This is a genomic window from Cytobacillus sp. FSL R5-0377 (genome assembly GCF_038004385.1).
Lineage (GTDB): Bacteria > Bacillota > Bacilli > Bacillales > Cytobacillaceae > Cytobacillus.
In genome coordinates this window covers 169,758-181,388 of record NZ_JBBORA010000002.1, presented here as the reverse complement: position 1 = coordinate 181,388, position 11,631 = coordinate 169,758, and the positions used below count along the sequence as shown (strand labels likewise).

Annotated in this window: 9 protein-coding genes; 2 read left to right on the top strand and 7 right to left on the bottom strand. The window is 33.1% G+C overall.

Translation table 11 applies throughout. The features are described from left to right. Nucleotides 1-4 precede the first annotated feature (4 nt). The 7 genes from NSQ49_RS25755 to NSQ49_RS25725 are packed head-to-tail and all read right to left on the bottom strand — an operon-like array spanning nt 5 to nt 7,653. On the bottom strand, nt 5-1,249 hold the full coding sequence (locus NSQ49_RS25755; RefSeq protein ID WP_159871232.1) for an ATP-grasp domain-containing protein: 1,245 nt from the start codon (nt 1,247-1,249) through the stop codon (nt 5-7). After that, nucleotides 1,233-1,502, bottom strand: coding sequence for a phosphopantetheine-binding protein (locus NSQ49_RS25750; protein ID WP_159871229.1), 270 nt, complete (start codon nt 1,500-1,502; stop codon nt 1,233-1,235). The genes NSQ49_RS25755 and NSQ49_RS25750 overlap by 17 nt, the downstream gene beginning before the upstream one ends. 16 nt (nt 1,503-1,518) lie before the next feature. Then, nucleotides 1,519-3,225 carry an ABC transporter ATP-binding protein gene (locus NSQ49_RS25745; RefSeq protein ID WP_159871226.1) on the bottom strand — a complete coding sequence of 569 codons (1,707 nt, stop codon included), beginning with the start codon at nt 3,223-3,225 and terminating at the stop codon, nt 1,519-1,521. 22 nt (nt 3,226-3,247) lie between these two features. Then, the gene (locus NSQ49_RS25740; protein ID WP_159871223.1) at nt 3,248-4,996 is read right to left on the bottom strand and encodes an ABC transporter ATP-binding protein; all 1,749 of its coding nucleotides are present in this window, start codon (nt 4,994-4,996) and stop codon (nt 3,248-3,250) included. A gap of 13 nt (nt 4,997-5,009) precedes the next feature. Next, nucleotides 5,010-6,206 (bottom strand): acyl-CoA dehydrogenase family protein, encoded by a 1,197-nt coding sequence (locus NSQ49_RS25735; RefSeq protein ID WP_159871220.1) that lies wholly within the window; start codon nt 6,204-6,206, stop codon nt 5,010-5,012. A gap of 43 nt (nt 6,207-6,249) precedes the next feature. Beyond that, nucleotides 6,250-6,708 (bottom strand): nucleoside-diphosphate kinase, encoded by a 459-nt coding sequence (locus tag NSQ49_RS25730; protein ID WP_159871217.1) that lies wholly within the window; start codon nt 6,706-6,708, stop codon nt 6,250-6,252. A 57-nt stretch (nt 6,709-6,765) separates the two neighbouring features. Next, entirely contained in the window at nt 6,766-7,653 is an 888-nt protein-coding gene (locus NSQ49_RS25725) for a radical SAM protein (protein WP_159871214.1), read from the bottom strand. Nucleotides 7,654-8,252: 599 nt separating this feature from the next. Between NSQ49_RS25725 and NSQ49_RS25720 the strand changes: the two genes are divergently transcribed. Both NSQ49_RS25720 and NSQ49_RS25715 read left to right on the top strand, forming a co-directional pair. Continuing rightward, on the top strand, nt 8,253-10,391 hold the full coding sequence (locus tag NSQ49_RS25720; RefSeq protein WP_159871211.1) for a tetratricopeptide repeat protein: 2,139 nt from the start codon (nt 8,253-8,255) through the stop codon (nt 10,389-10,391). After that, the gene (locus NSQ49_RS25715) at nt 10,391-11,620 is read left to right on the top strand and encodes an MFS transporter (protein WP_159871208.1); all 1,230 of its coding nucleotides are present in this window, start codon (nt 10,391-10,393) and stop codon (nt 11,618-11,620) included. The genes NSQ49_RS25720 and NSQ49_RS25715 overlap by 1 nt, the downstream gene beginning before the upstream one ends. The last annotated feature ends 11 nt before the right edge of the window (nt 11,621-11,631 follow it).

Below are 11,631 nucleotides of genomic sequence, written 5' to 3'. Positions count from 1 at the left end.
CCCCTCATAAATATTTTTGAAACTCTTCAAATTCAGTTATCATTTCGTTAATTTTTTTCTGAGAATTCCCATAAAAGAGTACAAAAATTCGAAATTTTGTAGTGCTGCTTACATTATCTTTTATGCTAGCAAAGGTATATATTAAGAAGTTGTTATCTGGACAAGGATACAATTTATTACTTAGTTCTCCATATATATCGCTAAATTCATGGTATTTATCCGAACTTAATCTAGCAAATCGACTTTGAATAAAGTTATACGATTCTTTCAATTTCTTTACTGTTGGTAGCAAGTAGGTGACTTGGGTAAAACGGCCATTAATCTCAACAGCAGGATATAATATACCGTCTTTATCAATAATAGAATCAATACCGGCAATACCTTTATATCCCTCTGATTGAAGATGCTCGCCAATTTTAGTTAGATCTCTCCTATAATTATTTAAAACTGACTCACTAAATTTACTAGAGAAATTAGTTCCCAGATACATACCATTTTTATCTATAAGCTGTTCAGTAATAGAAAGGATTCTTACTGTTTTATCATCAATAAGCAGCTGTGCATTTATATTACGATCAACTTGATGCCATCCTTCAATTAATAATGAAAAATTACTATGACCTCTTCTTTTTAAGAAATTGATATAACTATTGAACTTTCTTTGGTCTTCAAAAGTTTTCAATCCTTTGCCAGACGAACCATACGGAACTTTTATAACTACTTTATTAAACCCTTGCTTTAATAGCATTTCAAAAGCTGAAAACAGTTCATCTAAGTTGTTACAAAAATAACCTGCAGTAGTCTGGAGGCCCAAACTTTTAATCATCTGCCTACAATAAAATTTATCATTGACTCTTTTAACCAACTCACTTTTGCATCCAAATAAGGGAAAGTTTCTTGCCAATGACAATTGATATAATTCATTGGTAACAATATAAGGTACAAACATTGTGTCACTTTGCAAAATATCACGTGGTATACTGTGTGAATCCTCTATTTTCACTATTGTTGGTAATTGGATTCCATTTGTTCTTAGATATGATAAAAACTCTGCATTAATATCTTGTCTTATTAAGACGGTATCACGCGGGTTAGCAATCAGAAGAAGTTGTTGTTCTTGTTGAATCATGAGGTTATCTTGTTGATTATCAGATATACTTGGGAATGCTTTAACTTGATTCCAGGCTTGTTCCTGATTAATATTATAAAACCAAACAAACCCTTGTTTATTCTCAGTTTGCAGCAACATATTTGTTCCCGGTTTTCTCTATAATCTTTGTTGCAATCTTCTCGATACTAGAAAAGTTTTCTGTTAAGAGCTCATTATCATCGAAGCCGATATCGAAGTGTTCTTCTAAATCTAATATTAAACTCACAGTGTTTAGTGAATCTAAACCTACAGATATTAAGTCTTCTTCAATTCCAATTTCTTTATCACTTCCAAGAGTTTCATTAAGAATTTCTTTGATAGCTGAATATAAATTTTCCTTTGATGTATTCATAAATTCCCTTCTCTCATTAAACAATATTAGTTAACCGGCTATAGGAGCTATTATTATTAAGTAAAGTATTGTGACTACCTTTCCCTACAATTCTCCCTTTATCTACTACTAGTATTAAATCTGAATTCTGAATTGTAGATAACCTGTGAGCTATAATAATGGTTGTCCTATCCTTTCGAAACTCATCCAAATCCCTTAATACCTTCCGTTCTGTTTCCAAATCTAGAGCCGATGTTCCTTCATCAATAATAAGGATTTCTGGATTTCTTAATAATGCTCTAGCTAGAGCTATTCTTTGTCTTTGTCCACCAGAAAGTAGAATACCCCTCTCACCAACCTGCGTCTCGTATCCCTTGTCTAAAGACGAAATAAATTCATGTATATGGGCTATCCTGCAAACCTTAATAATTTCTTCAATACTATGTTGTTCGGACCCCATCAATATATTATTTAAAATGGTGTCTGGATAAAAATAAGGATCTTGGAAGACAATCGTTATTTTGTTAGTCCATCCGTTTCTATTTAAATCGTTAATTTCAGTACCATTAATTAAAATTTCACCTTTATTTGCTTTGTAATTCATTAATAAAAGCTGCGCAATCGTCGATTTACCTGAACCGCTAGAACCAACAATTCCAATTTTCTTATTAATAGGGATATCTATAGACATTTCATCTAATACATTCTCTTTTAGGTCAGAATACTTGAAAGAAACGTCTTTAAATTTTATTGACTCTATAGGTTGTGAAATTATAATATTCCCATCATTAAGTTGTTCTTTATCCATAACACTTTTAAGGCGATCCACAGATGCCATATTTATTGGGATCTTCATAACAAAATCGTATAGAGTTTGAAATGAATCCATAAGCTGAGTAGAAAATTGATATATAACCACAAACATACCTAAAGATAGCTGATCAGTCATCACCAGGTACCCACCATATGCTAGGATGATGAATAATGCTGCCCATTTTAAAGATTGACTTGAAATTATTTGCTTATTTATAATCCCGCTCTCTTTTTTAACCTCACTAAAGTACTGAGAAAAGTTTTTCTTATATCTTTCTTCTTCCCACTTTTCTCGGTTATAGGCTAAAACTTCTCTTGTGGCAGAGACACTTTCCTCAATGTTCACCAAAAGCTCTGTTCTTTTTTCAAGAACAGCAGCTGAATGCGCCTTAATCCTATTGGTGTAGTATTTGACTATAAATATATAGCAAATACTTAAAACTACTACGAGTATGAGAATTACTGGGCTGGCAACTCCAATAAATATAGTTAAGATTACTGCTGTGAAAAAGTGCTGAACGAGTTCTGGTATATTGATAGATATCATTCTAGCTACCGCTTCAATGTCACCTGTAAAATTGTTCACAAATTTAGCAGTACGTTCATTTTGAATTACTTCTGTAGGCAGTTTCTGAAGTTTTGCCAATAGGCTTTTTGATAATATTCGATTTAACCTAAACGCGTTCTTGTCAAGAATACGTGCAGCCAAAATATGAAATAAGTTGAAAGTGAAAATAGCTAAACAAAAGAACGACAGTAGGTATACTAACAGGTGATATTTTGATTCAATAAAAACATCATCAATAATAAATTTTTGAATAGCTATTAACGATAAGTTTGAAACAGTTTTGATAATAGTAAAAAGTAAACCCAAAGCAAATGACCATTTAATTATCTTTACGAATTTAAGTATCCACTTTGTATTTTCCAAGTTTTTCTCTCCAATATATTGTTTACTGACCTCCAACAGCTAGTTTATAAAATGCTCCCTTCTTGCTGATTAGATCATCATAACTTCCTTCTTCTAAATTTGTTTGGTTATCGATTAAGATAATCCTGTCGTAATTCTTTACTGAAGATAATCGGTGAGCGATTGCAATAGTTGTGCGATTCTTTAATAAAGAGTCGAGAGCGTTAACAACATCTTTTTCATTTTCGTTATCGAGGGCGGAGGTGGCTTCATCCAGCAGTAAAATGGATGGGTTTTTAATGAACATCCTTGCTATTGCTATTCTTTGTCTTTGACCGCCTGACAACTTTACTCCTCTCTCTCCTAACAAAGTATCGTAACCATTAGGAAGATTCATTATGAAATCATGAGCGTTTGCAGCCTTTGCTGCCTTAACGATATCCTCATTGGAGGCTTCGGGATAACCGAAGCGAATATTCTCTCTAACAGAAAACCCAAACAAATATGTTTCTTGAAAGACGTATCCTATGGAGCCTCTAATTGTTGAAAAGCTTAACTCTTTGAGATTTACTCCATCCAATGAAATATGTCCCTGATCCGGATCATAAAATCTTGTTATTAGCTTTAATAAAGTAGATTTTCCATTTCCGCTTGAACCAACAATAGCCACTTTTTCACCTGGTTTAATATTGATATTTATATCTTTGAGTAATGGACGTTCTTTCAAGTATCCAAAGCTTACATTATGTAGCTCAATGGCTCCCTGGATCTTTTCAATTTTTTGAGGAGCAATAGGTTCTTTAACTTTTGGCTCTAAATGAGCAAAGTTATAAAGCCTTTCAGCTTGTAACATGATAATTCGTTGTTCTGTTAAGGAGGTAACCAAATGAGTTAAGTCGGTCATTAATCGATAGTAATAAAAAGTTAATGCTACAAACTCTCCAATGGTCAACGTACCGTTTTGTATGGATTTTGCACTTAATATAAAAAAAATTAAAGCTCCTAAGTAAATTGTTAATCTCCGTACAGTTCCTCTAAGAAAAGCATAAAGATTCGCACTTAAGTGAGAATCATGGAACTTCCTTAAACTACTTAGTAAGCTATTCATTGCCCACTTTTGGCCATTTAAAATACGTGTTTCTAAAATTGAAGTAATGCTATCATAAATCTTTTTATTACTAGTAATTCTGTTTTCTCTAGCAACTTTTAACCATTTCATTGCTTTTCTTTCAAAGTAAGGCCCTATTGTGTAGTAAGATAAAAAACAAGGAATAATTAAAAAGAAGATTTTATAGTTCATGGTAAGCATAAAAACAGAAGTGATAATTAGAATAAATGTCTTTTCTAGTATTTGAGGGAAGTAAAATTCATAAATCTTCTTCACCGCAGTTACTTCAGTATTAAAAAGAGATAGTGTCTCGCCGACGGGTGTCTTTTCATGGTAGGAAAAGCCAAGTAATCTTAGGCTTTTAAATAATGTTAGTTGTAAATCTCTTGCTGCTTTCTCCTGAACAGTTTTTTGTAAGTACTCCTTCATGGCCATAGAACCCAGCATGACTACGATTAATAAAAAAAGCATCAACAAAAGCTGTATAAAAAGTTTCTCATTATTGGTTGGAATTACTTCATCAATAAAATACTGAATGAATTTCGGAATTGAAAGCTCAATGGCCGATATGACTAAACTTGTCATTAACAGGACAATGAATCCGCCTTTGTATTTCCCTAAAAATGATATGATCCAGAAATAACTTTTCGTCAAATTTGAATTTAATGTAAAATAGTTTTTCAATTTACTTTTTCCCCTAAGCCCATCTATTTTTACGAGTAATGACACCTAGTGTTTTCTTCGCTAACAACTCTTTTAATAGATCTTCAGTTGGTTGATGGAAGGTTGCTGCTCTTACATCTCTATATAGCCTCTCTAAGAGATTTCCTTTATTTAAACTACCCATACCTTCAATTTGCATGGCATCCCAAACGATGTCATTCGCTGCATTTGATAAATATGCTTTGGTTACCATGGAAGTTATGTTTAGGTCATTGGGAAATCTATTAAGTTTTAATGCCTCTTCAAGTTGGTTTGAGTAATTTAATAGCTGGCTAAAAGAGGTATCCAATTTTATTTTCATATCGGCAACCTTAAATTGGACGCCTGGCAAAAAAGACAGTGCTTTCTTTGATATTCTATCTGTTCTTTGTTTTACTAAATCCTTGGTATGGTTAAATGAAGCAATTGAGATCCCATGATATACAGATGAAATGGCTAGCCTGGACCAGTAAACCAATTCACTTGTATCTTCAATACCATAAAATGGTCTTCCAATTACCCTCTCTTCGGGAACGAATACGTTTTCGAGTATTACATTATTGCTTTTAGAAGCCCTCATTCCTGAGAGGTTCCAGGATTCTTCTTCTATGATTACACCCTTATCTCTTTTTTCTAAAATTAAAGCCGTAATACCCAAATCAAAACCGTCTTCTTCAAATCCAATTTGATCTCCAAAGATAGGAATATAACTTGCGCACTCAATCCCTGAAACATACGGTTTAATTCCGTTGACGATATATCCACCTGCTACCTTATTAATTTGGATACTTGTATAAGCTTGTTTCTCCTTAGACGATATAGCAGCAGTTAACATGACATTCGGTTGATTAAAGGAAGTAATAAACTTACCTTTTGTTGCAATTTCCTGAAACATGTTTCTTACATAAGGGTTATCAATATGGGACTCTAAACCGGCCAAAGTATAGTAATGCATGGCTATACACAAACCAGTAGATGAGCAATAAGAACTAATTTCAGTTATTAATTTGCTAGTCTGTTCTGGTGTATAACCTTTTCCTCCCAGTTCAACGGGCAAAGTTACCAAATGCAGCTCCTCATCAGCAATTCCTTTGAAATTATCATGAGGAAAGCTTTCATTTTGATCATACATGTTAGCGTTTTTAAACATTTCTTCAAATAAACTACCATTCAGTATAGTTGAACTAGCCATCTTTAATATCTCCTAATTTTATTAATATTTTTTGAAAGTTTATTTAAACCTTTGACTTTTGTAAGCTAATAATCCAGTCATCCAAAACCTTCCTATAGACATTTAATTCATTTTCAGAGAAGAAAATTGACGATTCTCTATATACTTCTCCCGGGGACGAGCAATGCAGAACTCCCCTTGTGGGATGGGAAGAAAAATAATATCTAATGGTTCCAGGAATATCATGCTTCCCCTGTAAGTCCTTTAATATTTCTGCTGAATCAATGCCTAATGGGGATTCCATTACGATGGCCACCACAGGACCATCCAGACATAAATCGATGAGGTTTTCATAATGGGGAGAATCTTTACGGTCATGATACATACTCTGAATCTGATCCCTTGTAGGCGTAAGCATCTTCAATCCCGTGATTTTTAAACCCTTGTCTTCAATGAAACAAATAATCTTCCCAATTAAGTTCCTTTGGACTGCTTCAGGCTTTAAGAGAATAAAACCTCTCAATATTTACTTCCTCCTTTCTAGATTGCTAATATATTAGTATCCTTCTATCGCACTTGCTTAATTTACAGCTAAAACTTTATCGTATTTTTCCAATTGATCTAATACTTTATCAACTGCATTTTCATCACTAATATTGCCTATAAGAATCCTCTCGTTATTTTCATCTTCTGTTAGCCAATGATCATGTTCATTTTGTCTAGGAATCCACACTACCCCTTCTCCATCAATCAATAGGTATTTGTTTTTCCTGTTTAGCCTGGATTTCAATTGGATATCTATAACAGTATCAAAGTCTAGAGCCTCCCTTAGATTCTCAAACTGTTGGTCGGCTAACTCATACTTTAATCGATTTTTATACCCACCCGGCCCTATTGGCATGAACTGAAACAATTGCCATTTTGTAATCGATTGGTAAGGCTTGATTAACTCATAAATGTTTTGAATGTCATCATAGTTGTTTTTATGGACTACAGTATTAATGCAAATATTTGCTCCCTTTGAACTTAAGTCATCTAAGATTCCCAATATCTCATCTACTTTTAACCCCCGCCGGAACATATTCATTAAGTCGTCCGAGGAACCATCAAACGGAATGCCGATTACATCAATCGAGCTGATAATATCTTCAGAAGAGATTTTTTTTACTAATGTGTTTTGTCCAACTATTACATCTCTGATTAATGAAAGCCCCACCGTATCAAGATTAATCCGATAACCCAGTTCCTTTAGAGCACTGAGTATATATGGCATATCTTCTCTCGCTAATGGCTCACCACCAGACATCGTTACTTTTGGAACCAGCACTTTATCTTTTAATTGAGTTAGAAAATCCAAGAGATCTTCAGTAACATAATCTTTATTACTAAAGAAGTTATAGCAGCCGGGGCATCTGACAAAACATTTATTTCCGCCACTTAATTGAATTCTTCTGCTTATAGTTTTCAAATATTCGACCTCTTTCCTTAGCTTATTGAAAGGTTACATGCCTTTTTCCACTTACTACCAACCTGTCTCAACGAATATTCTAAATCAATAAATGATTGTAAAATATGAAAGTTTGCATATTTTTAAATAATCAAAATTTATAGAAATTAAGGCGCCGATCTCCTTATTAAGCGGCTCTTGTATTCTATGGGGTGAACATTTTAATTGCTAATTGAGGAGGTTAAAGCCTGAGGAGCCCGACAAATCTTATAGAGAAATCCATATGACCAAATCATCAGAATTTTTATGCAATTATGCATATTCGATTGACCAACTTAAAAATATTTAATATATTTACCTTGTAAAATTTTACAAAATCAAACGAAAGGAGTTGTTGAACATGAAATCTGTTAAAATGGCTAAATTTGAGCACGTTAAAACTCATAGCTTAGGTTACATTGATGAAGGCGGCTGGGCTTAATACATTCACATTTACATTTAATGCTATCTGGAATTACATAGCACCTAGGGCTTTGTAGAATAAATAGCGCAATTAAGGCTCTTTTCCATACGTGAAAAGAGCCTTAATTTTTAAAAAAATAATATAGGGGTTTTTTACAATGGAAAACTTAAAAACACGTTTGTTAGATTCTGTATTCCTTTCCAATGAATCTAATGTATTTTTATTAAACGGCAATATCGCACAAACTGATCAACTACTAAATCAATTAAACGAATCCTTATTATTAGAGAAGTGTTATGTATACAATACCTCCAGTGCTTGTTTGCCTACTGAATCCTTTTATACGGCAAAACAATTAGTGTATCAACAGCTAGATAAACTTGAACCTCAACATTCTAACCTTTTGGTTAAGTATAAAAAACCCCTTTTTTATTTGATGCCATGGTTAAAAGATGAAAATGATTTATTTAAAGACGTTTCATTAGGGTTAGAAATCCCACAAGAACAAAATCCAACCTCGTTTACTCTAAGCTTTGTCTATCAAGTAATAAATGGGATCATTAATTTTTTACTTGAATCAGCAAGATTACAAAGTAAAAATGATAAAGTTGTTTTTATTTTTTCTAATATCGATAAAACAGATTTCTCAAGCATACGCTTTATTGAGCAACTTTCAAAGCGTGCGAATCAAGCGAATTTTTATTTGGTTGGTTCCTACTCAGAGGAATTTCTCCCGGAAAAATACTCAACGCTTTCTAAATTAAAAGCTATTAGTTGTGAAGATATACAATCACAATGTGAAAGGCGGCTAAATTTAGAAGTAAAATATCCAGAGCGGGACTCTATTCAGCGGCATAGCTATCATGAAAAGGATTTGTCTACGAAATATGCTAATCTTCTCTCTTTGCAAGAAGACAGTAAGGAAATGGCTGAGTCATTTAAAGAAGCAGCTTTCTTTTCAAAGAGAAATGCTTGTTATGAAGAAGCTATTTATTATGTGGATATATTAATGGATAAATACTGGGGTTTCTTTGATGACAACCGCAAGGCCAAATTACTTCGTTTAAAAGGTGTATCGCACGTTCTCTTAAAACAAAACGATATTGCTATGAAATGTTTAGAAGAAAGTATAAACCTATCTAACGATAGGTATTTTAAAGCCAAGGTCTGCTATATTATCGGTTCCTTTATAACGAAGCATATAGATGAGCAGCTTGGCCAAGAGTGGCTTGATAAAGGATTTTCCCATATTGAAGGACTTAAAGATAAACAAGCAGTAACGGAAAGACTTTGGTTAAACAATTCACGAGCGCTTTATTATTTCAAAAACAGGGAATATGATCGTGCCATACAGATTGAAAAGGATAATATTAAAGAGTTTAACCTTACTTTTGATTCAAGTGAACATCTTATGACTCATGCTATTTTAAATTACAATACAGCATATGCATTACAAGACAGAGGAAATTATGACGAAGCACTATCTTATATAAATAAAGCAATAGACTTGGTACCTTCCCACCTGGATCTATATAACAACAAAGCAAATATCCTGCAAGCTATGGGTCGATATGAAGAAGCAGTTCACTACTATGATAGGGTAAAGGAAGAAGGTTTACCTAAAGATGAAGTCTACTTAAATTGTGGTAATGCAAAAGCATCTCTAAATATATGGGATGAAGCTTTGGATGACTATAATTATTCTTTATTTATTAACCCAGAGAATATTACTACCTGGAATTCGCGCGGGTATTTATACTACTTAACCGGAGATTATTTTAAAGCAATTAAGGACTTTGAACAATCACTAAAGATCAATCCTAAATATATACCTGCCTTACTAAATAGAGCCCTTGCATATGAAGCAGTTGGACACTTTAATAATGCCTTAAATGATTACCGTATTATTGAGGAGCAAAATACAAGTACAATAGAACTCTATGTAAATAGGGCTTCGCTATATCAAAAAATCGGTATGCTTGCCGAGTCAAGAGCGGATTTGAAAAAGGCTATAGAATTAAAGCCAAACCAAGCGGAGGCTTATGTAAATTTAGCTATTGTCTATAATGAAGAGGGTAATTTACTTGAAGCAAAAAATATGCTTATTAAAGCAGTAATGTTTGAAACAAATAACCCATGGATTTATTTTAATAAAGCATATATTCATAAAGCATTAGAAGAATATAATGAGGCAAAAAGTGAGATAGAAATAGCTTTAAAAATCTCCCCCAACGAGGAGGAATTTAGCGATTTACTTATTGAAATTAATGAATTATTACATCAGGTGGGGACTTAATGAAACTTTTAAAAGGTGAGTTTGCCAAATTACTGTTTAGTAAAAATTATGGATTTTTCTTTTTGGGAGGGGCAATTTCATTTTTTGGGACCGGCCTAACAAGAATAGCCCTCCCTATTCTGATTTTGGAAAAGACCGGATCTGGATTATTAATGGGTCTTGCTTTTGCCATAGAAGTCCTTCCAGCAACTTTATTGGGCCCATTTCTTGGTGCATTAACCGATAAATTTAACAGAAAAAAATCACTTATTGTAGTTGATTTATTACGAGCACTTCTTATTCTAGGTATCTTACTCAGTTCTAATCTTTATTTGATTTTTACAATGTTGGCTCTTATTGGTGTTCTAAAATCTTTTTATGCGCCAATTAGATTAGCTGTTGCACCCGATATCGTACCAAGAGCACATTTCCCTAATGCAGTTTCATTAAATGGTGCCACACAACAAATTTCTAATATTATCGGACCTTCGCTTGCCGGGATTTTAATTGCCTTTACCAGTACTTATGTGGTTATTCTTATTGACTTAATAACCTATTTAATCGCAGCCATTCTAACCTTATTTATCAAGATCCCTCAAAGAAAACTTGATAAAAAGGATTCTCTTGGAAAACATATCAAAGAGGGGTTCCAATTCCTTTATAGAAATAAGCTTCTTCGAAAGTTAAATTTTTATTGGATAATCCTAGAATTTGCTTTTGGTGGTCTACAAGTTCTTTTGTTGTTATACCTACAAGAAGTAAGTATGAATAAATCTTTTTACGGTCTGTTAATGACTTGGCTAACTGTAGGCATATTTACAGGAACAGTACTTGGACCTAAGATAATTAAAAAACGGAAATGGATAAAAGATCGATTAATTAATATATTACCTTTATCTTTTACCTTACTATATTGTGCGCTTATCTTTGATTTAAGCTTTTTCCCCCTTGTATTATTCATCACTGTATTAGGATTTTTATATGGTACTTTTAATATATTGGCTAGTGTTGATTTTGGCCTTGCGATCCCTTCAGAATTAAGAGGTCGGGTGTATTCTAATGCTAATGCTTTTACAACACTTTCATTCGCTTTAAGTACTGTTCTTACTGGAGCGACCAATGAATACTTTAAAGTTTCAACTATCTTTTTTATGATCGGGATTCTTTGTTCACTTCTATTATTGATTATAATTCTGACACATACATCATTAAAAACTATGTTTAATAATAAAAAAACAATAGCTTCATAATATAAAAAACC

Excerpts from the sequence above, each read along its gene's own strand:
- NSQ49_RS25755 (WP_159871232.1), bottom strand. The coding sequence starts at position 1,249 with ATGTTGCTGCAAACTGAGAATAAACAAGGGTTTGTTTGGTTTTATAAT.
- NSQ49_RS25750 (WP_159871229.1), bottom strand. The coding sequence starts at position 1,502 with ATGAATACATCAAAGGAAAATTTATATTCAGCTATCAAAGAAATTCTT.
- NSQ49_RS25735 (WP_159871220.1), bottom strand. The coding sequence starts at position 6,206 with ATGGCTAGTTCAACTATACTGAATGGTAGTTTATTTGAAGAAATGTTT.
- NSQ49_RS25720 (WP_159871211.1), top strand. The coding sequence starts at position 8,253 with ATGGAAAACTTAAAAACACGTTTGTTAGATTCTGTATTCCTTTCCAAT.
- NSQ49_RS25715 (WP_159871208.1), top strand. The coding sequence starts at position 10,391 with ATGAAACTTTTAAAAGGTGAGTTTGCCAAATTACTGTTTAGTAAAAAT.